We start from the raw sequence: 24,186 nt of genomic DNA, 5'->3' as shown, positions 1-24,186 counted from the left end.
GGATCCAGTACGCCGCGGCCTTTCGATTCCATCACTGCTGCCTCTGGAATACTTGTATGGGGGTGATCAAGAGTGATCGTTGTCAGATCATTGCTGTCGTCTCCTTGTTCGACGAAGACCGACATCTCCTCGTCCCGACCCCGAGACGACTAGCCGCCTGGGCGGAACGACGGTCAAGGGTGGCCGCAGGCCATCGCGGAGCGACGCAGCCCTTGACGGTCGTGAGCCCGGCGGCAGGCTTGAGGGCGGGACGAGGTTTGGCGTTAGCGGCATAGGGACGACTTCCGAGGCGAGCCCACCGTGGACGCGATACCGCGTCGCAGACTTGTATTCGGTTGATCGATCGGGACCAGAACCATGATGCATGCATGCGCATCGGGGGGGCGAAGCTCCGGGGCGGCGGGTCCATTCTGGGTCGCGGCGCAAAGGCCATGTATTCCGGCGGATCACCGCCACCTCGGATGTCGTCGGCAGACTGCCGGCTGCCGAACTGTCAATCGTGTTGGGGTTGCGGAAGCTGCATGGTCAGGTTCCGGCCGGGCGCAGCTTGAGCCCCTCCGTCATCTCGCCGGTGGTTGCCAGCCGCCACAGCGCGATGAGCAGCTTGCGCGCCAGCGCCACGATCATGGTTTTGCGCGTGGCGCTGCGGCCATCTGCGGTGCGCTCGCGGAACCAGCGGACGAGCCGGCTATCCTTCTGGAAGATCAGAAAGCGCCAGGCCAGTTGGATCATGCCGCGGCGGACCCGACCGTTGCCGGCGCGGGCCAGTCCCTTCTCGCGGTGGCGCTTGCCGCTTTCGTCCGGCGCGCCGGTTAGTCCGGCATAGCGCGCCACGGCTCTGCGATCGCGCAGCTTGCGCGCCAGCGCCTCATTTACCAGCATGTCGGCGGTCTCAATGCCGACGCCAAAAACCCTTGCGATCAGACGAACCATCGCGTGAGGCCTTGTCGTTGCGGCCGGCGCGAGCGCGAGCCGGCGCAACCGTTCACTTTCGATGATGTGGATCTGGTCGTGCACCAGGCGCAGCCGCTCCAGATCGCGGCGCAATTCGGCGTGGGCATTTTCCGGTAACGGTGTTCCTTCCGCGGTGTGCAGTGTCTCCAGCTTCTGCGCCGCCTTGCGCAGCCTCGGATTGAACCCGCCGATGCCGAACAGGGCGAGGACAGCCTTGATCCGGTTGACGATCCGTGTTTGCTCGCCCACGAGGCTCTCCCGCTCACGACTCGGCCGCCGCGCATCTTCTTCCGCCATGGTCGGGATCGCGACCATGCTGCAATGGCGCTTCTCGCCACGCAGCCAGCCGAGAAAACGAGCGCATCAGCAGTTCCGTATCGATCCGATCGGTCTTGGCCCGGCGGTGCTCGCGGGACACTGCGATGCTTGCGGCATGGATGACGTAGGCCTCGATGGCGCGCGCCTGCAGCCAGCGCGCCAGCCAGAATCCGTCTCGCCCGGCCTCATAGGCGCAGACGATCCGCCTGACCGTCCGCCCGGCCTTGCGCGCTTCATCCTGCCAGCGCTGCAACTGCTTCAGCAGGGCGCCCGCATCGGCCTCAAGCTTCTTCAGCGGCTGGCGCGCGACTCCAGGGATCACAGCCGCAACGAGCCACTTCGACTGGCTCATCTCGATCACTGCGACCAATGTGCTATCCTGTTCGAAGGCGGTGAGGGACCTGCTGGCGTCAAACGATTGCGACATGGGGTGCTCCATTGCGTGATCACGGCGCTCGAGGGCATTCACACCCTCGCCGCCGCTCCCCATAGCATCTGGGCGCCCGGTCAAGCCGGGCGATGACGACTGAGTATGCGTTGGCGTTCTCGCGGCGCATTTCGCCCGAGGTTTGCAAATCATTCGCCCAAAGAAGAGGGCGCAGGGAAGACCGGGTGCACGCTGGACCCGCGGTCTCGTGTGCAATTTGCGCATAGAAACGCGCACACGAGCATACAGGTTCAGCGGAAACACTCCGGCCTTCCCTGCGCAATGGCTTTACGGCTTACTTCGAGCTCTCCCCGGTGAACGGCTCGCTTGCCACCGTCGCCCCCAAGAAGCTTGCTTCTCGAGAACGTGACGCCAGCACCGCGGCGTCAGGACCACACGACTTGATGTCTAGCGATATTTTACCCTTGGGGAAAACTCTAGAAACCCCTGCGAATTAAAGGTTTCTGCGAATTGGCGGCCCGCGCCGCTCTGCTCGCGAAACCGTGCCGGGCCCTATTAGGCCCTAGTTTCACATCCTGCCGTTTGGGCGAGGGTTGGGGCTGCTCCCGGCAAGGCTCGATCCGGTCGGGCTGCGCCCGGTGGCGGGCCGATCGCGGCGTGTCCCCTGTGCGCTCGCGCGGCTTGCGCGGTGTTGTCCTGTAGCCCGCCGCTGGCGGCGCGCTGTACGGCCTTCTAATGGCCTCGACGCTGATGCCTGCGCTTGTCGTGGTGGCGGTGCCGTGCTCGACGCTGACTTGCCCGTTCGCCCTCATTTGAGGTTGGGTCGATGCTGTCTCAATCGGACTTGTCCTCGATTTCTCGTCTCAGGTCGTCCAACCGCTTGCCTTGGTACGTCCAAGCCCATGGACCGGAAACTGCAGGCCAATCGTCGCCGAGCGCGTTGTGTGCTTGAAGCGCCGCATCCGACAACGAGGTCATGTTGCCCAGATAGTCCACCTTGTTGGCGTCATCGACGGTCGTGCAAATGATCTTCGGGTCTTTTGCAAGTTGAAGTTCAGTGCCCGGCACAACTCCTATCTTTGAGAGGCGGAAGCGGCTTCGGCGCTTGGCGGCTTCTACCTCGGCCTTGATTTCATTCGTTTCAAATATCTCGTCGCCAAGCCGCACCTCGCGGATTTCGGCCAGCGAAAGAGCGGCCTTTACCCGTTCAGGAGCTATGCGAAAGAACTCCCGGCCCTTACTTATACGGTGATCCCCAAAGGCATCATGGAGTTTGCTCTCAACAGAACCGCAATCGGTCACTTCGCAAGCGTAAAACAGTTCAAAGGGCAGCGGCACGCCAGTCGAATACAGTTGCTTAATTCGTGAGGCCAATTCGCCGTTAGTACAGCCAATCTTGATCAAACCCAGCATGGCTTCGTTTGTCAGAATGTATAGCGGTCCTTCGCTTAGTCTTTGAAACTGGGTTTATTGCCGCCATAAGGTGGCTGGCGCGGATCGATGGTGATGCCGTCCATGCCGGAAGCCTACCGCGTCGTGCCGCGCAAGGATAGCGATGCGCGCGAGCGCTGGCGATGGTGGCGGCGCTGCCCGGACGCTGGCGCGCTGCCTGCCACCTGTCGTCGCCAGCTTCCATATCCCCAAACTTTGGGGATTTGCTCCCGCAGTCGTCGTGACGATGGCGTCGTGGTGCGGTCCCTCACCCGGTGAGGGATTGGTGAGGGTCGTGCGCTTGATGCTGGCGCACGGTCGCGTCGTGGTGACGATGCGTCATGGTTGGAACGGTGACGACGCAGTGTCCCCTCAGAACGGGACCGATGGTGTTCCGAGCCGGTTAACGATCCGTTAACGACACGGGGACACTTGGCCGCATTGATCGACGGGCGGTGTCCGTCGTGGTGACGCGCGTCGAGGTGATGCGAGCGCTGGCGCAGACCGTCGAAGGATGGCGTCCCCCGCAATCGCTCGCCAAGGTACTGTGAGGGCCGCGACCCTCCGGGGGGACCGCGCGACCGCGCCCCTTGAGGATATTTGCAATCGCGCATTCTCGGCTTAATTTTATGCGAGCTGATACACATATGGCGGCGCGCGAGGTGGCGCATGTCGAATACGGAAACCGTGATCTTCATGGGGTTGGAACGCCCGGAGCCCGCACGAGGTTAGATAGATTGCGCACCATCGCGGGCCGCATGAAATATGCCGCCAACCGCCTCTTCGCTGCCCGCGCGGCCAACGAAAGGCGTATGCTGCTATGACATGCGGACCATCTCAGAATCCGCCATCCACGGCTGGAGTTGCCTAGTCCGCGTGATCGCGAAAGCGAACTCATTGCATTGCTTCGGGAAGAGAAGGACAAATAGCCGCGAAAGCGGCTCTATGATCAGGGAGAAGGTTCTTAGCGCCGCTTGTCCGGCTCGCGCGAAACGCTGGACTGGCAGTCTCAGGTCATAGAAGAAATCTATCTTCGGAATATACGCCGGGTCAAAGCTGACGATGGTCTCTTTCACGCCGCGCTCGGTCCACCGAAAGATATAGTTTGGAACGCCGGTATTGGCAACGCCTCCTGCTTTGCCGTCCGCTGAGACGGCATTGACCTCATACTCAAGCGTCAGGCCTAAGCGAATTGCCGCGCGCATCACAAGGCTGTCACGGGACTCGAAGGCAACGACGCATTTCCGGGAGACCCGGTACATTTCGAGAAGCGCCCGATGCGGCGAATGACAATGATGAAGGCCTGCGTGAACGATCACGAGATCAAATGAACCATCTTCATACGAAAGATTCTCTACATCCTGTCGGTTGTTCGACATGCCGTCGTCCAGGTTCGTGACCGTCGCATTTGTAAATCCGACGATGCCCATAGCAAGCTGATCCAACGGGCCACCGCAAACCACGAGAACTCTGTCATCCAGCGATGCGGTGCCGTTCGCAATCAGCTTTCGAAGAACGTCAACATAGAAACCTGTCACTACGTCTCGCATACACCCTCCGGCGAGGAACTCGCTATCACAACCAACTTGAGAACATCAAAAGCACGCGCGGGAATAGTCACTTTAACAATGGGTCGAGGAAGCGCAGGTGTTCCCGCACGAAGATCGGACGTAGATGCACGCGGTCTGAGAATTTGGGCTCGCCCACTCCGAAGAAGGGCGAGCAGCCTTCGCCGCCGCCGCAGATGTCAGGAAGGGGATCGAGCAGCACCGCCCCAGTGTGCTCGCTGACGGTGCGCAGCTTGGCGTCGGCGGCACCATGGGCGGATCGTAGGCCGGCGATGGGCACTGCATTCTCAACGTCTGGAGCAATTCGAACGCCGGCGACGCCGCGTGTTACCATCTCCCCGGGATTGAACCGCTGGTGTTGGGGCACCCCTAGCACCAGATAGACCTTGGCCCCGTGGCGCTGCAGCAACCGTACATAGTCTTCAAGATTGGCGTAGAAGGCGTCCATGCCCTCCTTTATGTTCAGGGGCAAACGCCCACCATCTCGCTCGATCAGCATACCTTCGTCGCTGTAGCCTGCCCATGCAGCACCGAGAACTACCGATTGGACGTTCTGACGCCGCACGAGATCGACTAAAATGCCGGGCAAATCGATGCAACGGGCAAATTTGTCCCGCTGGATCACCTTCGGCACCGGAGGGCACCTTGGGCCAGTCACGAAATACGTGTTGGCCGCCAGTTGCCCATCGTCGGCAAGCTGCTGCACCCGGGGACCATAGTGAAACAGCATGCTATCGCCGCTTAACGCCACCTTGCGCTCGCCGTGGCCCAGCTGGGTCACCAAAGTCCAACCGTGGTCTAACACCTCCATGCCGTTGGTAGCTTTGAAGTCCGCATCGAGTTTGGCGTCGCCGATCTTCCGGATATCTATTCCGGGAAGGAGTGGGAACCGTTCTGGGAAGCCACTTTTCGTCCACACTGCGAGCCCGCAGGCGCCGAGGGCAGCCACGCAGGCCGCGACGATCTGAGTACGACGATGGCGGTGCGCCCCAAAGCGGACCGGATTCTCTACGAAACGGTAGGTGGCCCAAGCCAGTAGCAAACTCGCAGCCACAAGCCCCAAGGCCATCAGAGGCGTCGGCGGCTTACCTAGGCGAATAATATAAGCATAGGAAATCAGTGGCCAGTGCCAGAGATAGAGCGGATAGCTTATTAGTCCGACGAAGATGACAGCACGGTTAGAGAGGACAATACGGTTCACCATAGCCTCGCGCCCGGCTAGGATCACTGCAACCGCTCCGGCCACCGGGAGCAGAGCAAGCCAGCCTGGAAAGCGTAGCTCGGGTGTGAACAACGCCACCGATATCAGCAGGGCAGTTAAGCCACCAAAGGAAATCCAGGACCGGGCGCTGGACGTAAGAACAATCGGACGCCACCAAGCCAGACCTGCCCCTGCTAGAAGCTCCCAGAAACGTGAGACGGGTAGGTAGAAGTCATCGACAATGTTGTTGATGGATAGGGCGATGTTGATTGCGAAGGAGGCCAGGAAGAGCACGGCCAGCAGTCGGCCCATCCTTGCCTTCATCCGGAAGGCCATCCATAGCAACGCTGGCCAGAGGATGTAGAACTGCTCTTCGATACCCAAAGACCATAGATGCAAGAGTGGTTTCAGACTGGCGGCATGATCGAAATAGCCGCTTTCGCTCCAGAGCACTATGTTGGAGAGGAAGCCTGCGCCGAAGAACACATGTTTGCCCAGCTGCGCCAGCTCGGACGGCATCAGGGAGATGAAACCGAAAGCCAACACGGCGACCAAGCAAACAGCAAGCGCCGGGAAGATGCGTCGTATGCGCCGCCCATAAAATGCCCTAAATGTGAAGCGGTGCTCCGTTATTTCAGCGAAAAGTATTTTCGAGATAAGGAAGCCCGAGATGACGAAGAAGACGTCTACGCCCACATAGCCGCCGGTGATCACCTTCGGAAAGGCGTGATAGAGCACGACAGAAACTACGGCAAAGGCTCGCAGCCCATCGATGTCCGGGCGGTAGTTGTCGGTAACGTGCGGCGTTGAGGCATTCAACGACTTGCTAAAGAATCGGGGAAAGCGGTTCGTGATTGAAAACCAGCTGTGGGATTGAGATTCGCGCTCACTTTGTAGCATTAGGACCGCCACCACCGCGAAATCGACGTGCTCGCTTCCGGGCCTGTCGGCAGCGCCTTTGGGTGGTACTCGATCCTATTTGCCTTCAAGAGCGCAACGATGTCGGCTGGTGTTGCCTTTCCTGTCGCGACAAGTTCATCCGTCTTAAACTCGTCTACTGCAAACGGTTTGCCTGCTTGGCGGCAGACTAGCTTGGTAAAGCAAGCCACGTCGCCAGACGTCGCAGCGACGGCGCGAGCCTCACTCAGGACGTTGCGCTCGCTGGCATAGAGCGACGCTCGAAACTCGGGGCTGAGCAATAGCAGGGCGGTTTCCTGCCGATCGGATAGAAAGAGCCGCAACAGTAACGCCACCATCATGGCGTCTCGGCAACGATTCACACCGAAGCGCGCCGCAAGCCAGCTTGCTTTCATCCGATTGAACGTCAGTCCTAGTCCAATCGCGAGCGCGAGAATCAGATCAAATTCAGCGTTGCCGAACACGCCATGGCCAAACCACTGCAGGATGCAGGCTGCGAGCGCGAGCCCGATATGTAGTGCCGTGAACCTCGCGGCTTGCGATCCGCGGTCGAAGAAGGCCCAGGCGGCCCATATCACGAGCGCCAGCGCGGACCATTGCAAATGTCCGATTTGCCCCAGGATGTTCGACCAAGCATATTGCCGCGGCGCTAACAGATCGGGAATGAAATTCGGACCGAATACAACTACGCAAGCGGCCAGACCGACGAGGACAGCAACAGTGCTTACAGCCAGCGCGCGGTGGGAATATCGGCTCCGATCAACATAGAGCCACGCCAGCGACGCTAAGGGGATTGCAACGTTGTTGTGTTTCCAAAATCCTGAAATCACCATCAACAGGAGTGCCGGCGTCGGCGAGGCCTGCCGCTGCCAGCGCTGGAGAAACCAAACTAGCGCTGCGCCCATAATCGCCAGTCCGGCTATCTGCGGGTCATTGGTGCCGACGTAGACCGTAGAATTACGGGCCATCATGGCGAGATACCAAAGCGCCGCGACAACAGCCCCGAGCAGCCCACCACTTAGGATCCTGACCGCTGCAAAAACCTCAACCGCGATGGTCCCGAGCGCGATCAGCGAAAGCCAGCGTCCGACAAAAAGATTATCGGCGGTGAACACTTTGCCGAGGATCCCCACCGCATAAAATGAAAGCGGTGGATAGTTATTCCCAATCAGACTCTCGGGCGCAGGATAGATCGGCAACCAGGCCGCCGCGGCATCTTGCCAATAGGCATTCCAGGATTCGGTGAACCAAATCTCGACAAGGAATTGCGCTCGCCAGATCGGCCACGCAAGGAAATAGGCCGCCGCGAATGACAGCGAGGCGACGTAAACTGTAGAACGCGCATCAACCCGCCACGGCGGTTGCACGCCGGCAATAGAAGAATTCAACTGAGCCCCCGGCCCACCAACAAACGGTCAACGGGCGGGAGCATATAGACCGACCGTTGCTACCTTAACAAGTGGGCTTGAAGTCAGATCAGATCTCGGATGCCCCGAGGTGCAGGTGGTTGGAACCAGCACTATCGATTTCAATTGATCGGCTGAAGTTGGTCGCAAAACCGCTACAAGCGTGAACCGGCAGGCGCCTGGTCCGCTGGCTTTGGAGGTGCTGGAAAGAGGTTACGACAGTCAGCATTGTGCTTGCAGCCATGCCGCAGCAGGGGTTCAATTGCGATCTGACGGGACGCGTAAGAAGCTCAGCGAGCATCACCGCTGCGCCTACCTTTTGGGAGGCGGACGATGGGGAATGCTCTGTTGGCCGAAAACGGCATTCGGGCGGCACAGTACGTCCGCATGTCCACCGACCACCAACGCTACTCGACGGCAAACCAGAGGGACGCGATTGGCGCCTACGCAGCGGAGCGCAACATCGATATCGTAGGCACTTACGTGGACGATGGCCGGAGCGGCCTCACCATTGCCGGCCGAGATGGGTTGCAGGAATTGATCGCTGACGTGCAATTCGCACGGAGCGATTTCGATTGCATCTTGGTTTATGACATTAGCCGGTGGGGTCGCTTCCAAGATGTGGACGAAAGCGCCTACTACGAATTCATCTGCAGGCGATCCGGTATCAACGTTCACTACTGCGCTGATGAATTTGAAAACGACGGCAGTCTGGCTTCAACAATCATTAAAGTCTCAAAGCGGTTCGCGGCGGCCGACTTTAGCCGGCAACTGTCAAAGAAGGTATTCATCGGCCAGTGCCGGATCACCGAGCTGGGGTTCTGGCATGGCGGGGCGCCAGCCTTTGAACTGCATCGCGAACTGCTGAATGAACACGGGGGTTCTAGAGGTTTGATGAAGAATGGGCAGCGGAAGGCCCTGCAGACCGACCGCACCATTCTTAAGCCCGGTCCAGCTTCCGAAAAGAAGGTCGTCCGTCGCATATTCCGCATGCTCGTGAGTGAACGCAAAGGATTCAAGGAGATTGCAGCCGAACTCAACGCGAGCCAACTTACGACGGCGCGGGGCAATCCAAACGGTTTTGAAGGTTCTCACCAACGAAGCCTATATCGGTAACATCGTTTTTAACCGGATATCCTACAAGCTGAAGCAAAAGCCGATCAAGAATCCTCCCGATATGTGGATCCGACACGACAATGCTTTGGCTCCAATCATCTCTCCTGAGATTTTTGCCAAAGCACAGGAGATAATCACGGAGCGCCGGCAAGGACTCACCGACCAAGAGGTGCTGGACCGGCTGGCGGCTCTGCGGACGCACGAGGGCCACCTTTCGAGCGAGCTGATCTCTGCAGCGCCGGATGTGCTCAACCGCACGACGCTCATCACGCGGTTCGGTTCGCTCACGGCCGCCTATAAACGTATCGGATTTCAACCCGCGCAGCGTTACCGCTGGCTAGAAACCGAGGCGCGCATGCGCGGTGTGATCGACGCCGACGTAACCGAGATGGTGACCCAACTTTCCCGGGACGGAATCCATGCGAGCTTTGAACCTCAAAATAGGATTCTCAGTTTGGATGGCAAAGACGTCACGGTAACCATCGGCGCTGCCAGATCTCTCTGTGAAGGACATTCTGGGAAACGCTGGCGCGTGAAGACTGACCGAAGCGCGACCACGTCGTTGACCTTGATCTTCGAATGGATGAGACGAACACCAGCTTGAAGGACTACTACCTGTTGCCGACATCGGAAATCGCCCGCACACGAGTCAAAAAGCTGCGCATGACAAGCCGGGTGTTCTCGAACTCCAGCCGACTCGAAACCCTCGACCAGGTCGTCCATGCGTTACGAGCGGTCAAGGTCCAGGGCCCTCGCTGTGGAAGCGGCGTTTCTCCGCTGCGTTAATTGAGATGCACATGGGCGTTCTTACTGCGCCCCCGGAGGACCTATGAGCAGGGATGCCTTCGATCAATGGTGGGAATGGGTAGAGAAGCCGCTCGATAGTCACCTGACGATTCCTGCTGAGCTGCACGATGCGGTTATGTCTCTTCAACCTCAAGAACGGCGGGACCGCGCGAAGGTCAACACGGCTGCGGAGCGGCGCGGAGCAGATCGCGGTGCGGCTGACGGAGGCACGCTTCTTGCGGCGAGCTAGTGAAAAACCGACGGCTTACGCTGGAGATCATCCGCTGCTTCTCTGATCTCCTGCGCGAGCCGCTTGGTGTGTGGGAATGCCGATAAACCTGCATGGCACCTTATGGGGATTATTTTTGGTAATCAATGGCTTACGGAGTCCACACGCCTCTCTACAATTCCATACGCATCATTATTTTCCCTGCGCAATGGCTTTACGGCTTACTTCGAGCTCTCCCCGGTGAACGGCTCGCTTGCCACCGTCGCCCCCAAGAAGCTTGCTTCTCGAGAACTTGACGCCAGCACCGCGGCGTCAGGACCACACGACTTCGCCGTACGCGTCCGGCGCGTACGTCTATCGCGCCATTTGCGTCCATCGCATCTCACCGCACGTTCGTGACGATCGCGAGCGCCCCTCAATTGGGTGAGACGAGCGGAGTTATGCGGGTGATTTGCCCGACGACGGAAGCGGAATATTTTTGCGCGGAGGGCTGGATGACCAAAATCAGCTTGAGATTGCTCGCGAAATTCGATTTTTGGCGCAGCGGCTTTGAGGCGCTCAGCCGGTGCGGCGTCGGTCAGCCCGGCAAAAGCCGCTTCGGCAGGCTGAAAGCGAGCCGGTAGAGCGGCAGGCTGTCGATGACACCGTGATCCTCGGCAGGGAGGGCCTTACGCGCATGATGGAGCGCGTCGCGGACCGCGGCCTCGTCTAGTCCCTCGATCAGCAGCAAAGCAGCGAACGAGCCGTCGTTGCTTCGCATGCCCTTCTCGCGGGTCTTGATCGAGGTCTGCGCGATGTCGGTGAGCAGGACCCGCGCGGCGATGATGCGGTCGAGGCGGGCGAGCTCCGCGACGAGCGTGGCGGCGTCCCACGACGGCGCGGTGTCGAGGCGTAGGGGAGCGACGATGCCGCCCTGGCCGGTGCCAGCTGAGGCTGCGAGGCGGCCGCCGCCGCGTGCGAAATTGCCGAGCCGGGGCATGATGCGTTGCGACCACGGCGTCGGCGCGTTCAGCCGCGCCAGATAATCCGCCCCGCCGACGACGCGCTCGTCCTCGAGCTCGTAGAGGATGAAGTAGCGGTTCACCGCCAGGCCCAGCGCACGGAAGATGCGGCACGCCAGGAAGCCATTGACGCCGACGCGCTCGGCGGCATGTTCGCGCGTGATCCAGTGCGCCCAGTCGGTTTCGTCCTGCGGTGTCAGATCGCTCCAGATGGCGAGATAGCCGGCTCCCTGCATGTCAGGCTCCATCCGTCATTTCGGTCCGCCGCGTACGGCCGCCGGCAGCGATGCCGGCAACTGGCCGGCGCCCTGCAGCGCGGCCTGCATGGCGACGATGTAGCCGTAGGGACCGAGGCCCGCGATCACGCCTTTCACCGCGGCCGAGAGCTTGGAGTGCCGGTGCAGCTCGTCACGGGCGTGGATATTGGAGATGTGCACCTCGTAGATCGGGCCCTCGAAGATCTTCATGGCGTCGAACATTGCGATCGAGGTGAAGGAGTAGGCGGCGGGGTTGATGATGAGGGCGTCCGCCGAATTGCGCGCGGACTGGATCAGGTCGACCAGCTCGCCCTCGTGGTTCGACTGATGAAACGCCAGTTGAGTGCCGGTGAAGGTCGCGAACTCCTCGCATGACGCCTTGATGGCGTCGAGCGTGGTCGAGCCGTAGATGTGCGGCTCGCGGATGCCGAGCATGTTCAAATTCGGGCCATTGAGGATCATGATGCGCATGGAATGCCTTTCACGGGAGAATGACAGGGCAGTGTAGCCGATCGCGGCCACATGTCAGCCGCCGAACCATTTCGCCGGCACGGTGACGACGGACGGAAACAGCACCATCAGGAACAGCACGATCAGCTGGGCGATCATGAAGGGCCAGACGCCTTTGATGATCTCCTCCATGCTGATGCGCGATACGCCGCAGACCACATTGAGGACGACGCCGACCGGCGGGGTGATCAGGCCGATCGCGCAGTTGATGATGAAGAGCACGCCGAAATAGACCGGGTCGATGCCGGCCTGCTTGACGATCGGCATCAGGATCGGGGTGAGGATCAGGATGGTCGGCGCCATGTCGAGCGCGGTGCCTACGATGACGACCAGCAGCATGATCGCCAGCATCAGCAGCGTCTGGTTGCCCATGAACGGGCGGACAAGGTCGACGATCTGGGTGGCGATTTCCGACACCGTGATGAGCCAGGACGACACCAGCGCGGCCGCCACCAGGAACATGATGACGCTGGTGCTGAGCGCAGCCGAGACGAAGACTTCGTAGAGCTCGCCGATCTTGAGCTCGCGGTAGATGCAGGTCGCGACAAACAGCGCGTAGACGGCGACGACAACGGCGGCTTCCGTCGGCGTGAACACGCCGAACCGCAAGCCCACGATGATGATCGCGGGCAGCATCAGGGCCCAGAAGCCGTCGACGAAGGTCCAGACGATTTCGCGGAACGACTTGCGCGGCGGGCTTTCGACATTCTCCTGACGCGCGACCCACCACCAGGCGAAGCACAGCCCGGCGCCGAGCATCAGGCCGGGGAAGATGCCGGCGAGGAACAGTTTTGAGATCGAGACGCCGCCGGCCACGCCGAACAGCACGAAGCCGATGCTCGGCGGAATGACGGGCGCGATGATGCCGCCGGCAGCGACAAGGCCCGCCGCATACATTTTGCGGTGGCCGGCCGCGACCATCATGGGAACGAGCAGCGCCGCCAGCGCCGCGGCGTCCGCCGCCGCAGAGCCGGATAGAGACGCGAGCACGCAGGACGCAAGGATGGTGACGTAGCCGAGGCCGCCTCTGACATGGCCTACCAGTGCCAGCGCGACGTTGACAATTCGTTTGGCCAGCCCGCCGCGGTTCATGATCTCGCCGGCCAGCATGAAGAACGGCACGGCCATCAGGGGAAAGCTGTCGGCGCCGTTGATGATGTTTTGGGCAACGATCTGCGAGTCGAAAATATCGAGCGAATGCATCAGCGCGACGCCGCAGACGATCAGCGCGAAGGCAATCGGCATGCCCAGCGCCATTGCGCCGAGCAAAGAGAAGATGAAGACCGCGAGCGTCACGACAGGCCCCGCGCGATCAAGGGATGATCAGGTGTGCTCATCGCTTTCCTTCACCAGGATCAAGTCTTCCTCGGAGGCCGATCCGCTCAACACCCGCACGAGATCGACGAGCAGGATCACGGCCGCCGAGACGCCGAACACCAGCCCGGAGGAATAGAAGAACAGCCCGACCGAAATGCCGGAGGCGGGCGCGCTGTCGCCGAAGGTCAGCACCGCCTGTTTCCAGCTTCCGAGCGTGAGCAGCGCGTCCACGTAGAGCATCAGGAGATAGCTCACCACGAAGCAGACGAGCTTGCCGCGCGGCGGGAGCGCGCGGACCAGCGTGTCGACGCCGAGATGGGCATGTTGGCGCAACGCCACGATGGCGCCGAGAAAGGTCAGCCAGACCAAGAGCCAGCGCGACAGTTCCTCCGAGATCGCTATCCCCGAATTGAAGAGATAGCGCAGCACCACGTTGGTAAAGACCAGCACGACCATCGCAGCGAGGCAGATCGCGATCGCGATCCTGAGCAGCCGGCAGTAGAGATCGATCAGCCGCTCGATCGCGCCCATGACGGCCTACTTGGCACCGCGGATGCGCGCCAGCTCGCCGGTGAAGAGCTTTACGCGCGCCGGATCATATTCGGCCGAGAATTTTTCGACGACAGGTTTGGTGGCGTCCTGCATGCGGGCGTATTCGGCCGGCGCGATCTCGTTGAACTGCATGCCCTTGGCTTTCAGTTCACCCAGCGCCTTGTCCGCGGCGAGCTTGGTCTGGTCGCGCTGGTACTCGCGCGTCTCGGCAAAGCTGTCGCGCAGCATCTTCTGCTCTTCCGCCGACAGGCCGTCCCAGAACTTCTTGCTGACGATGATGACGTTCTGCGTGAAGGTGTGGTTGGTGGCCGAGACGTATTTCTGCACTTCGTAGAACTTGTTGGACAGGATGACGCTGTAGGGATTCTCCTGGCCGTCGACGGTCTTGTTTTCCAGTGCGGTGTACAATTCGCCGAACGCCATCGGCACCGGGTTCGCCTTCAACGCCTTGAAGGTTTCGAGATAGACCGGGTTCGGGATCACGCGCAGCTTCAGCCCGGAGAAATCCTCGACCTTCGCGATCGGCCGGCTGCTGTTGGTGGCGTTGCGGAAGCCGAGGCCCCAGTAGCCGAGACCGATCAGCTCCTTCTCTGGCAGCAACTCAAGCATGGCCTTGCCGAACGCGCCCTGCGCCAGCGCCTCCGCCTGCTCGAACGTGCTGACGGTGAAGGGGAAATCAAACAGGCCGAGATCCTTGACCACGCTCGCGAGCGAGGTCGTCGACGCCGAGAGGATTTCCTGCGTGCCGCCGCGCACCGCCGATTGCTGCTGCATCTCGTTGCCGAGCTGGGACGCTGGAAACTCGCGGATCTTCAGCTTGCCGCCGCTCTTGGCCGCTAGCACCTCGGCGAACTTCTTCACGCCAAAGCTGATCGGGTGGTCGGTGTTGTTGAGGTGGCCCCAGCGGATGGTGCGTTCCTGCACCTGGGCGGCAGCCGGTGTCCCCAAAAGCGCGCAAAGGCTGACAGCAGCGCACAGCAATCCGATCCGCATGGCGGTCTCTCCCCGTTGGTTCGCGATCTTCTGGACGTCGCGGTGGGGGGAGTATTCATATGATAAAAGCAAAGTCAAAATATAATTTAGGAATTATCATATGAAGTGTATTATATAGGACGAATAGTGACGCTTGAGCGGAATCGGCTGACGTGGCACTTGCCGGTTGGCTGCCTCGCGCATGGATTGGCAATGACACTGGTCGAACGATCGGAAGAGCAGGAAGCGGTCGGCGATGACGGCTATCGCCGTATCCGCGCCGACATCGTGTTCGGCCGGCTCCGCCCGGGACAGAAGCTCCGGCTCGAAGGCCTCAAGGAGGAGTACGGCGTCAGCGTCTCGACGCTGCGCGAAATCCTCAACCGGCTGGCCGCGGAGGGCTTTGTGCTGGCCGAGGGCAGGCGCGGCTTCGAGGTGGCGCCGATCTCGGCCGAGAACTTGCGGGAGTTGGCGGAGCTTCGGCTGCTGCTGGAGCAGCATGCGATGGGCGTGTCGTTCGCCAATGCCGATGTGGAGTGGGAAGGGCGCGTGGTCTCCGCCCATCACAAGCTGGCGTCAACCGAGCGGCTGATGGAAACCGGCCTCGGCGAGCTCGAGCAGTGGAAGCGCTATGACGGTGAATTCCATCAGGCCCTGATCTCCAATTGCGGTTCGCGCATGCTGCTAGAGACCCATGCCTTGGTGTTCGACAAATATTTCCGCTACCAGATGATCGCGTTCAGCTACCGCGGCAGCGAACCCGCCGCCCAGCACAAGGCGCTGCTCGAGGCCGCGCTGAAGCGCGATGCCAAGACCGCGGCTGAAACGCTGCGCGCCCACGTGAACAATTGCGTCGAGCACGCGCTCGCAACGGCGGCGCTGAAGTAGGGCGATCGTAGCTCTTACGGCTTCATTGCGAGCCAACGGGTCGCGCGAATGCGCGCCCGATGACAGGCTCCGCGAAGCAATCCATCGTACGGCACAAAGAAAGATGGATTGCTTCGTTGCTTTCGCCCCCTTGCGCAAACGCTTCGCGTTTGTCGCAGGCAATGACGGCACGGTTGGAATCACACCACCTTCCGCTGGCGCAGCTCCGCGATCTCGTCTTTCGCAAAGCCGAACTCGGCCAGCACTTCTTCGGTCTGCTCGCCGAACTCCGGCGGGCGCGCGGCCATGCTGCTTGGCGTGCGCGACATTGTCACCGGCTGGCCGACGAGTTGGATGTGGCGGTTCTCGTCGTTCGGCACATGCTGGGCGATGCCGAGGTGCTTGACCTGGGCGTCGTCGAACATCTGGTCGATCGAATAGATCGGGCCGCAGGGAACGCCGGCGTCGTTCAATTCCTTGACCCAGGTTTCCGTCGACTTCTTTTCGGTGAGCTTGCCGATCGCTTCGTTCAGCGCGTCGCGGTTCTTCGAGCGCGCAGGTGCGGTGGCATAGTCGGGGTTGGTGACGAGTTCGGGCGCACCGATCGCCTGCGCGCAGCGTTCCCAGATCCGGCCGCCTGTCGTGGCGATGTTGATGTAGCCGTTGGAGGTCTTGAACACGCCGGTCGGGATCGAGGTCGGATGGTTGTTGCCGGCCTGCTTGGCGACGTCTTTTTCCATCAGCCAGCGCGAGGCCTGGAAATCCAGCATGAAGATCTGCGCCTGCAGCAGCGAGGTCTGCACCCACTGGCCCTCGCCGGAGACATCGCGCTCCAGCAGCGCGGTGAGGATGCCGAGCGCGCAGAACAGCCCGGCGGTGAGGTCGGCTACGGGGATGCCGACCCGCATTGGCCCCTGACCCGGCGCGCCGGTGATCGACATCAGTCCACCCATGCCCTGCGCGATCTGATCGAAGCCCGGCCGCTTATGGTAGGGGCCGTCCTGCCCGAAGCCAGAGATGCTGCCATAGACGATGCGGGGATTGATCTGGCGCAGGCTCTCATAGTCGATGCCGAGCTTTGCTTTGACGTCGGGGCGAAAATTCTCGACCACGACGTCGGCTTGCTCGGCGAGGCGCTTGAACACTTCGAGGCCCTTGGGGTCCTTCAGGTTCAGCGTCATGGCCCGCTTGTTGCGGTGCAAATTCTGGAAATCCGATCCCTGGCGCGGGCCGCCCGGCTGCTCGCCGCCGCCGTCTTCCAGCAGCGCGTCGATCTTGATGACGTTGGCGCCCCAGTCCGCCAGTTGCCGCACACAGGTGGGCCCGGAGCGAACGCGGGTCAGATCGAGCACGGTGAAGCGGGAAAGAGCCTGCGAAGCGCGTGGGAAAGGCATTGAAAGACCTTGTCTTTTTGGGTTTTCGCCTGGGACGGCAGACCGATCTGACCTGAAACAATAACGATCTGGCGCCGATTTCCAACTCCTCGTTCTGCGTAAGGCGGGGTCCGCATGGGCGGCAGGGCGAGGTGACATTTGGATCGGAAGCCCGGCGCGGCCGAAATCCGACCCCGCAAGACTACGGACTGGTACCGGTGATTCTGCTTTTCGCCGTAATGCGCCGTAAAGCAAGCGCGCAATAGCCCGGCTGGTAAACAAGCGTTAATAGGCGCGATTCTAGTTTCCCGTGTGCTTTTACGATTCTCTCGCAACCGAACGACCTGCTGATGGGCCCCGATCGATGAGGAAGAACGATTCGCAATTCGATGACGCCTGGGCATTTGCGGCGCCGGACGCCGGCAGCGGCGCGCCTGTTGAGGCGCACGAGGGGATGAACGAAACGCTCTTCGTCGATGAAGGCGAACCTTACGCGTTCGCGGCCGATACCGTTACCACGATGGTTACGAGCGCTGCGAAACCGGTTGCGTCGATAGCAACGCTCGCCGATTACCTCGTCAACGGCTTCTGGCAGTACAACAACACCATCGCCCATCATTGGGCTTCCAATACCATCAGCTACAATATCAATGCGCTGAACGCGGCCGAGCAGTTTCTTGCGCAATCGGCGCTGCAGGCGTGGTCTGAAGTCGCCAACATCACTTTCGTCCAGACGTCCGGCACGGCGAACATCACGTTCAGTAACACCGGGAACATGCAGGCCTATGCCAGCGGGAGCTGGTACGGCTCGGGCGCGATCGCGTCGATGAACATCGTCATCAGCTCCAACTGGGTCACGACCGACGGCGGTGCGAACGACGGCAAGACCGGCATCGATAGCTACGCCTACCAGACCTACATCCACGAAATCGGACATGCGCTCGGCCTCGGCCACCAGGGGCCGTACAACGGTAGCGCGTCGTATTCGACCAATGCGGCCTATGCCAACGACACCTGGCAATATTCGATCATGTCGTATTTCTCGGAGCCCAATTATTCCGGGAGCTCATACCGCTATGTGGTGACGCCGCAGATGGCGGACATCTACGCCGTGGCTTCGATGTACGGCGCGGCGACCTCGACGCGAACCGGCGACACCGTCTACGGCTTCAACAGCAATGCCGGTGCGGTCTTCAATTTCGGGAACTACACTTCGGCGCCGGCGCTGACGATCTATGACAGCGGCGGCAACGACACGCTCGATTGCTCCGGCTATTCGGCGGCGCAGACCATCGACCTGCGCTCCGGCGCCTTTTCCTCGGTCGGCAGCCTCGTCAACAATATCGGGATCGCGCTCAATGCGGTCATCGAGAAAGCCATTGGCGGCAGCGGCAATGACAAGCTGATCGCGAACGATTCAAGTTGCACACTGTCGGGCGGCGGCGGCGCCGATACGCTGACTGGCGGGACGGGCAACGACATCATCGTGGGCGGTTCCGGCACTGACCTTGCGATATTTTCAGGTGTCCGCAGCAACTACGTGATTGCTTACAATTCGGCCACGCAGACGTTCACCGTGATCGACCAGCGCTCCTCCGGTCAACTCGATGGCGTAGATACCCTTACCGGCGTGGAGAACTTTCAGTTTTCAGACGGAACGTTTGCGAGCACGACATTTCTGGGCCCTCCAACGGTCATTGAGGCGCTTGGGGTAACCAGTCTGGTCCAGATTTCCTCCTATTACTTTCTTCAGAGCAACAGCAGCGGAGCCGGCCCCCAGCTTTATTGTTACGGAGCGCCAGTCACCGCCAGCCAGTTTGGCGCATGGACGCCGATCGGAACAGAGCAGACCGCCAGCGGCTATCAGGTTGTCTTGAAAAACGGGACGGCTGACAGCTACATCATCTGGAGCGTCGACAGCAACGGCAACTACATCACCAATACCGCGCCTGCATCGGGATTCAGCTCCGGCATCGAGTCGCTGGAGACTAGCTTTCAGCAGGATCTCAACGGCGACGGCACGGTCGGTGTTCCCATCGTGTCCGGAACAGCCATCGAATCCTTCGGATCGACCAAGCTGGTTCAGGTCGGCAATAACTATTATCTCGCCAGCGTCAGCAGCAATTCTGGCCCCGAGCTGAAATGCTACGGAGCGCCGGTCGTCGTGGGCCAGTTCGGCGCCTGGACACCGATCGGCACAGAGCAGACGGTGAGCGGCTATCAAGTTGTCTTGAAAAATGGGACGGCTGACAGCTACATCATCTGGAGTGTCGACAGCAACGGCAACTACATCACCAACACCGCGCCTGCGTCGGGGACGAGCTCAACCATCGAGACGCTTGAGACGAGCTTCCAACAGGATCTCAACGGTGACGGCACGATTGGCATTCCCATCGTGTCCGGAACAGCCATCGAATCCTTCGGATCGACCAAGCTGGTTCAGGTCGGCAATAACTATTATCTCGCCAGCGTCAGCAGCAATTCCGGCCCCGAGCTGAAATGCTACGGAGCGCCGGTCGTCGTGGGCCAGTTCGGCGCCTGGACACCGATCGGCACAGAGCAGACTGCGAACGGCTACCAGGTTGTCTTGAAAAACGGGACAGCTGACAGCTACATCATCTGGAGCGTCGACAGCAACGGCAACTACATCACCAACACTGCACCTGCATCGGGATTCACCTCTGGCATTGAGTCGCTGGAGACCAGCTTTCAGCAGGATCTCAACGGTGACGGCACGATCGGCATTGCCGTCGCGTCAGGGACAGCCATTGAGGCCTTTGGGTCGACCAGCCTGGTCCAGGTCGGAAATAATTATTATCTTGAGAGCATCAGCAATGGCTCCGGCCCCGAGCTGAAATGTTACGGTTCGCCGGTTGTGGCGGGTCAGTTTGGCGCCTGGACCCCAATCGGAACAGAGCAGACGACCATCGGTTATCAGGTCGTGTTGAAGTATGGGACGGCCGACAGCTACATCGTCTGGAGCGTCGATAGCGGCGGCAATTACATCACCAATACCGCGCCTGCATCGGGGGCGAGCTCAACCATCAAGACGCTTGAGGCGAGCTTCCAACAGGATCTCAACGGCGACGGTGTGATTAGTGTGGGAGCTTCTGTCGCACCCAGTGCAGCTTCATCCCTCGAAGCCTCATCCCTCGATATGTCGCAAGTGGCCCCGGCTACGCCCGGTTCTCATGACGCGTTCCTGTTCCGGGCAGATTTCGGTGAGCAGGGCGGAGGAACTGATTCAGTCTGGCTGGCTGAATTTTCAGCGCCGGCCAGCGATGCGAACCTCGGGGCGCTTCTCAGGGTTGCGCAGGCAGATTTGTTGTTCCATGCGGCGAATGGCGGTCAGGATGCGATAGTCAATATCTACAACCATGACGACGCAAAGCTTCAGGCGACCGAGCTGCACGCTGGCTTTTTCTTCCTGCATTAGCCAAACCAGCCCAGAACACGCCGGCACTTGTTTAGCCTGACGTTCCACTCAGCGCTTCTCGTTCCGCCGCGCATGTTGGCCGCCCGGTCCCGTGCCCCTGTGTTTAGGGGGCAGACAGGTTGCCCAGCAAAGAGAGGGCGAGCCTGAGCAGTAGTATTCGGTCATCTCGATAATTGTAACCCGATGCTTGCTGGAGATGTGCCGAGTGCATGCAATTGGACGCTGGCCCAGTGGTGGGAGCAAAGGAACGTACGATCGGGTAGAGCGATGGCTGCATCGCCTCTGAGAGCCCGTACAGAAAATTTGAGCACTTGAAACGAGAGGCCTCTCATGTTGTTAATGACTAGATCAGGCTTGAGATGAGCTACCATCAATGATTAACGGCGCCTTCTTCAGTGCGACAATTCAGACGTCCGAATTTTCAGAGCGCCACGTTATCCAATCGCGATTCATCAGATGAACAACGGAGGCAAGGTCAAGGTCGATGCAGCAACGTCGAACTTGATGGATGCTTTGCGCGGCGTGAGCGCAATGATCGTTGCGTGCGTCCACGGATTCCAGGTGTTCGTCTTGCCCTATTATGGGGTCGGTTCTCCGAGCCATATCCTGACGAGTCTATTGGCCACTCACGCAGTGACCATGTTTTTCATCGTCAGCGGGTTCATGATATACGTTAGCACTCTTCGTCACAGAAATGCGGATGGGTCATTTCAATCGGCAAGATTTGCCGAAGCGCGAATACTCAGGATTTATCCGCCGCTGATTGCGGCAATTGTTATCACCATCCTGGTTTACCTGACAATCCAACTTCTGGGCCTGCATGGCCGGGAGAGCTTTCGGCTTGGGGGAGAATTATTTGTTGCCCGAGAACGCGCGACACTCGAATGGTCGGCGCTTCCCAGCACATTCTTTCTGCTCTATGGAGCGGTCCCGGGGGCTCCGCCGCCCATTAATATGGACGGGCCGCTCTGGACCTTGAGCTACGAATGGTGGTTCTACATTCTCATATTCTTGTCAGCGCGACTCTGGAACGGCTGGTCATTTTCTACCTTGCTCCCGCTCGCCGCCGTTGGCGTCATGCTGCTATATGGTCGCAACACTCTGTTTCTTTGGTTTTTCCTGATCTGGCTCAGCGGCTTTTGGCTCGGGCACATTTACGTCAAGGGCCAACTATTCACCGACAAGTTTTGGCCAAGGGCAGCGGCATTAACCGTTAGCGCCTTGATCATGATGTTCGTCATGGGGCGCGGGCACTTGGTCAGCGATCTGCTTAATCCTTTCGATACACCTTCTGCGCAGAGGATGATGGTGATTATGGGCGTCTTTCTTACGCTCGTGGTGTCGATCCTGATACGCTGGGCGACTTTTTCAGGTGTACGGATATCCAAGGCAATCAGCGGATCGGCACGATTTTCCTATACACTTTATGTCATCCACTATCCGCTACTTCTGCTGAGTTTCAGCTTGCTGCACCCTTTGCTTCACAATCGTGACTGGATGATATCACTGATCGCAGTGTCGGCTGTCCTCGCGCCGATTACATATATCGCTTCAAAGGTTGCCCTTCTCGTAGAGAACAGGAGACTGCTGAGCCATTTGGTGCCTCGTACACATCGCTTGCAGCAAAAGGCTTGATGCTATCACGAAGCCGTAGCGCGCCTTCCACGTCCGCACAGATGAACTTGTATTCGGATCAGCTACTGGGGATCTCTGCAAAAGCCCGCCAAGCTTTAAGGGACGAAAATCGGAGCAGGCGCCATCCAGCCGAAGAGAGCTGGTTTGATCGTCTGTATCATTAAAGCAAATATATTTCAATGACTTGCAGGGGCTGTATTGCGGCCTCTTAGCCGCTACTGTAGATAGGCTAGAGTGGGGCAAGTCAAACACTTAGCGACCTCCCGGCTCGGTTCTTCGGCCAAGCCGGCAAGTGCGCTTCTAAATCATTCGCGGCGCGGCTTGTTCCCTGGTCGTTGGGTAGGTGGGCCAACTCCTGATCGACCGATCCATGTCGCGCCTGCCTGAAGCAGATATGGCATTGAAAAAAAGTCCGACCGATTTGCTGGGTAATTCTGCCTGGAATGCGATCGCTTTTGTCGTGGCCGTGGCACTCAATCTCGCTGTCCTGCCGTTCGTGGTCTTCCGCCTCGGCGTGGCTGTGTTCGGCGTCGCAGGCCTGGTCACGGCGTGTGTTGCACCCGCGCTGGCGTTCAGCAACGCGCTGGCGCTGTCGACTACGCGAGAACTCGCCCAACGATTAGGGCCATCCGAGCGTGACGATGCGCGACGCTTCTTCGCCACGGCCGCGATGCTGGCGTTGGCAGTGGGCGGCGTGATCGCGGTCCTCTTCGGATTGGCCGGGGCACCGCTTGCGCGCCTCGGATTTCGCTTGAGCGGACCGTCCGGGGATGATCTCGGATTAGCGTTTGTGCTGGCCGGTGCCGGATGGCTGTGCCAATGCCTGTCTGCCGTCTTTCTGGCCTTGTTCACGGCGCGCCAGGATTATCGAAGCGTTGCTTCGATCAGCATCATCAGTACCGTGGCTGCAACGAGCTCGATGCTGCTGCTCATTCCGCGCTGGCCTCAAGCCTCGACGTTTCTCGGCTGTCAGGCACTTGGTTTTGCAACGACCCTACTTCTGGCCTTCGGATGGTCCCGACGCGTCATAGGCGATTGGATGGCGCGCCCGGCGATCGATCGCGGAGCGCTCGGTAATCTGGTCAAGCTGGGTGGCTGGCAACTGGCCGCACAGGGCAGTGCGCTCATTGCGGCACAGGCGGATCGTTATTTGCTCGGAGCTTTGCTGCAGCCGCAGTTCGTCGGTTTTTACACGATTGCGCAGCGGCTGGAAGAAGCCGTGTATATCGGCGTCCTGAAGGTCGGCGAAATCCTCTTCCCGTTCTTCAGCGCGCTGCAAAAAGAGACTGACGATCGCAAGGCCGGTCTGCTGTTCCGCTCTTCCTGGATCCTCAACGTGCTCGCCGCGAGTGCGCTTGGCGGTCTGATCCCCGTCGCGGGCCCGTTGCTTCACCTGTGGACCGGCGCCGAAGTGGCTGCCGAGGCCCAGCGTGTACTAGTGATACTGTCGATCGCCGGCATTCTTGGATCGAGCTCGAACGTGTTTGCCTTCTATCTTCTGGCGCAAGGGCGATCGGGCTCGAATGCCCTAATTGCGCTGCTCACGGGTGTGTTCACGCTGGCGACCAGCGCGATCGCCTTGCCTTATTTCGGATGGCAGGCAGCGGGATGGAGCGCCTGCATCGGCATGATCGCTCAAATGATCACCGTCGTGATCCTGCTGCGCCGGCATTTCAGCCTCACCGGCATGTGGTCGCGTCTGATCCACTTCGTGTTGATCCCAATCGGCGTCGGCATCGCAACCGCGCTGGCGTTGCGATATGGCTTCCGCAGCACGCAGCTCGACCAGGCGATTGGCTGGTGGTACGTTGGGGGCCTCTATGTGCTGGCGGCCGGTATCATCTTCGTCGTCGCGGTCGCGGCATCGCAGGCCGGCCCCTACGGCGCAGCCTGCTGGCGGGATCTCCGCGTCATCGCCAGCCGCTTCCTGCCCCTCAAGGCGATCTGACGA

At 60.1% G+C, this 24,186-nt stretch carries 15 protein-coding genes and 2 pseudogenes; 6 read left to right on the top strand and 11 right to left on the bottom strand.

Translation table 11 applies throughout. The features are described from left to right. Positions 1 to 525: 525 nt before the first annotated feature. From V1279_RS37885 to V1279_RS22595, 5 genes and pseudogenes are all read right to left on the bottom strand, one after another. Positions 526 to 1,699, bottom strand: a pseudogene (locus V1279_RS37885) (IS110 family transposase). 795 nt (positions 1,700 to 2,494) lie between these two features. Continuing rightward, entirely contained in the window at positions 2,495 to 3,088 is a 594-nt protein-coding gene (locus V1279_RS22610; RefSeq protein ID WP_334446526.1) for a GIY-YIG nuclease family protein, read from the bottom strand. Positions 3,089 to 3,909: 821 nt separating this feature from the next. After that, positions 3,910 to 4,629 (bottom strand): methyltransferase domain-containing protein, encoded by a 720-nt coding sequence (locus tag V1279_RS22605; RefSeq protein ID WP_334440345.1) that lies wholly within the window; start codon positions 4,627 to 4,629, stop codon positions 3,910 to 3,912. A gap of 79 nt (positions 4,630 to 4,708) precedes the next feature. Continuing rightward, entirely contained in the window at positions 4,709 to 6,760 is a 2,052-nt protein-coding gene (locus V1279_RS22600; RefSeq protein ID WP_334440343.1) for an acyltransferase family protein, read from the bottom strand. Continuing rightward, positions 6,760 to 8,166: a hypothetical protein gene (locus V1279_RS22595; RefSeq protein ID WP_334440340.1), complete on the bottom strand. Its 1,407-nt coding sequence runs from the start codon at positions 8,164 to 8,166 to the stop codon at positions 6,760 to 6,762. The genes V1279_RS22600 and V1279_RS22595 overlap by 1 nt, the downstream gene beginning before the upstream one ends. Before the next feature lie 351 nt (positions 8,167 to 8,517). Between V1279_RS22595 and V1279_RS22590 the strand changes: the two are divergent. Then, a pseudogene (locus V1279_RS22590) lies at positions 8,518 to 9,904 on the top strand (recombinase family protein). A 225-nt stretch (positions 9,905 to 10,129) separates the two neighbouring features. Then, the gene (locus V1279_RS22585; RefSeq protein ID WP_334440337.1) at positions 10,130 to 10,336 is read left to right on the top strand and encodes a hypothetical protein; all 207 of its coding nucleotides are present in this window, start codon (positions 10,130 to 10,132) and stop codon (positions 10,334 to 10,336) included. 556 nt (positions 10,337 to 10,892) lie between these two features. Here V1279_RS22585 and V1279_RS22580 read toward each other — a convergent pair. The 5 genes from V1279_RS22580 to V1279_RS22560 are packed head-to-tail and all read right to left on the bottom strand — an operon-like array spanning position 10,893 to position 14,945. Then, positions 10,893 to 11,552 (bottom strand): hypothetical protein, encoded by a 660-nt coding sequence (locus V1279_RS22580; protein WP_334440334.1) that lies wholly within the window; start codon positions 11,550 to 11,552, stop codon positions 10,893 to 10,895. Between the two features lie 15 nt (positions 11,553 to 11,567). Beyond that, complete coding sequence (locus tag V1279_RS22575) at positions 11,568 to 12,044, bottom strand: type II 3-dehydroquinate dehydratase (RefSeq protein WP_334440331.1); 477 nt, start codon at positions 12,042 to 12,044, stop codon at positions 11,568 to 11,570. A gap of 54 nt (positions 12,045 to 12,098) precedes the next feature. Continuing rightward, positions 12,099 to 13,379, bottom strand: coding sequence for a TRAP transporter large permease subunit (locus tag V1279_RS22570; protein WP_334440329.1), 1,281 nt, complete (start codon positions 13,377 to 13,379; stop codon positions 12,099 to 12,101). 27 nt (positions 13,380 to 13,406) lie between these two features. After that, positions 13,407 to 13,922, bottom strand: coding sequence for a TRAP transporter small permease (locus V1279_RS22565; protein ID WP_334446524.1), 516 nt, complete (start codon positions 13,920 to 13,922; stop codon positions 13,407 to 13,409). 15 nt (positions 13,923 to 13,937) lie between these two features. Continuing rightward, positions 13,938 to 14,945 carry a TRAP transporter substrate-binding protein gene (locus V1279_RS22560; RefSeq protein WP_334440326.1) on the bottom strand — a complete coding sequence of 336 codons (1,008 nt, stop codon included), beginning with the start codon at positions 14,943 to 14,945 and terminating at the stop codon, positions 13,938 to 13,940. A 192-nt stretch (positions 14,946 to 15,137) separates the two neighbouring features. Here V1279_RS22560 and V1279_RS22555 point away from each other — a divergent pair, with 192 nt between their 5' ends. After that, on the top strand, positions 15,138 to 15,812 hold the full coding sequence (locus V1279_RS22555; protein WP_334440324.1) for a GntR family transcriptional regulator: 675 nt from the start codon (positions 15,138 to 15,140) through the stop codon (positions 15,810 to 15,812). Positions 15,813 to 15,991: 179 nt separating this feature from the next. Here the strand turns inward: V1279_RS22555 and V1279_RS22550 are convergent, their stop codons facing one another. Further along, complete coding sequence (locus V1279_RS22550; protein WP_334440321.1) at positions 15,992 to 17,185, bottom strand: CaiB/BaiF CoA transferase family protein; 1,194 nt, start codon at positions 17,183 to 17,185, stop codon at positions 15,992 to 15,994. A gap of 343 nt (positions 17,186 to 17,528) precedes the next feature. Between V1279_RS22550 and V1279_RS22545 the strand changes: the two genes are divergently transcribed. From V1279_RS22545 to V1279_RS22535, 3 genes are all read left to right on the top strand, one after another. Then, complete coding sequence (locus tag V1279_RS22545) at positions 17,529 to 20,600, top strand: M10 family metallopeptidase C-terminal domain-containing protein (RefSeq protein ID WP_334440318.1); 3,072 nt, start codon at positions 17,529 to 17,531, stop codon at positions 20,598 to 20,600. Between the two features lie 456 nt (positions 20,601 to 21,056). Beyond that, positions 21,057 to 22,235: an acyltransferase family protein gene (locus V1279_RS22540; protein WP_334440315.1), complete on the top strand. Its 1,179-nt coding sequence runs from the start codon at positions 21,057 to 21,059 to the stop codon at positions 22,233 to 22,235. 394 nt (positions 22,236 to 22,629) lie between these two features. After that, positions 22,630 to 24,183 (top strand): lipopolysaccharide biosynthesis protein, encoded by a 1,554-nt coding sequence (locus tag V1279_RS22535; protein WP_334440312.1) that lies wholly within the window; start codon positions 22,630 to 22,632, stop codon positions 24,181 to 24,183. Positions 24,184 to 24,186: the final 3 nt, after the last annotated feature.

Origin of the sequence: Bradyrhizobium sp. AZCC 1610 (assembly GCF_036924515.1) — a bacterium.
GTDB lineage: Bacteria > Pseudomonadota > Alphaproteobacteria > Rhizobiales > Xanthobacteraceae > Bradyrhizobium.
Note: the sequence above shows the minus strand (reverse complement) of the source record. Positions and strands in the feature narration are given on the sequence as shown.

Coding starts and splice junctions, on each gene's coding strand:
- V1279_RS22555 (WP_334440324.1), top strand. CDS start 15,138: ATGACACTGGTCGAACGATCGGAAGAGCAGGAAGCGGTCGGCGATGAC.
- V1279_RS22560 (WP_334440326.1), bottom strand. CDS start 14,945: ATGCGGATCGGATTGCTGTGCGCTGCTGTCAGCCTTTGCGCGCTTTTG.
- V1279_RS22535 (WP_334440312.1), top strand. CDS start 22,630: ATGGCATTGAAAAAAAGTCCGACCGATTTGCTGGGTAATTCTGCCTGG.
- V1279_RS22550 (WP_334440321.1), bottom strand. CDS start 17,185: ATGCCTTTCCCACGCGCTTCGCAGGCTCTTTCCCGCTTCACCGTGCTC.
- V1279_RS22585 (WP_334440337.1), top strand. CDS start 10,130: ATGAGCAGGGATGCCTTCGATCAATGGTGGGAATGGGTAGAGAAGCCG.
- V1279_RS22580 (WP_334440334.1), bottom strand. CDS start 11,552: ATGCAGGGAGCCGGCTATCTCGCCATCTGGAGCGATCTGACACCGCAG.
- V1279_RS22545 (WP_334440318.1), top strand. CDS start 17,529: ATGAGGAAGAACGATTCGCAATTCGATGACGCCTGGGCATTTGCGGCG.
- V1279_RS22540 (WP_334440315.1), top strand. CDS start 21,057: ATGAACAACGGAGGCAAGGTCAAGGTCGATGCAGCAACGTCGAACTTG.
- V1279_RS22600 (WP_334440343.1), bottom strand. CDS start 6,760: ATGCTACAAAGTGAGCGCGAATCTCAATCCCACAGCTGGTTTTCAATC.
- V1279_RS22575 (WP_334440331.1), bottom strand. CDS start 12,044: ATGCGCATCATGATCCTCAATGGCCCGAATTTGAACATGCTCGGCATC.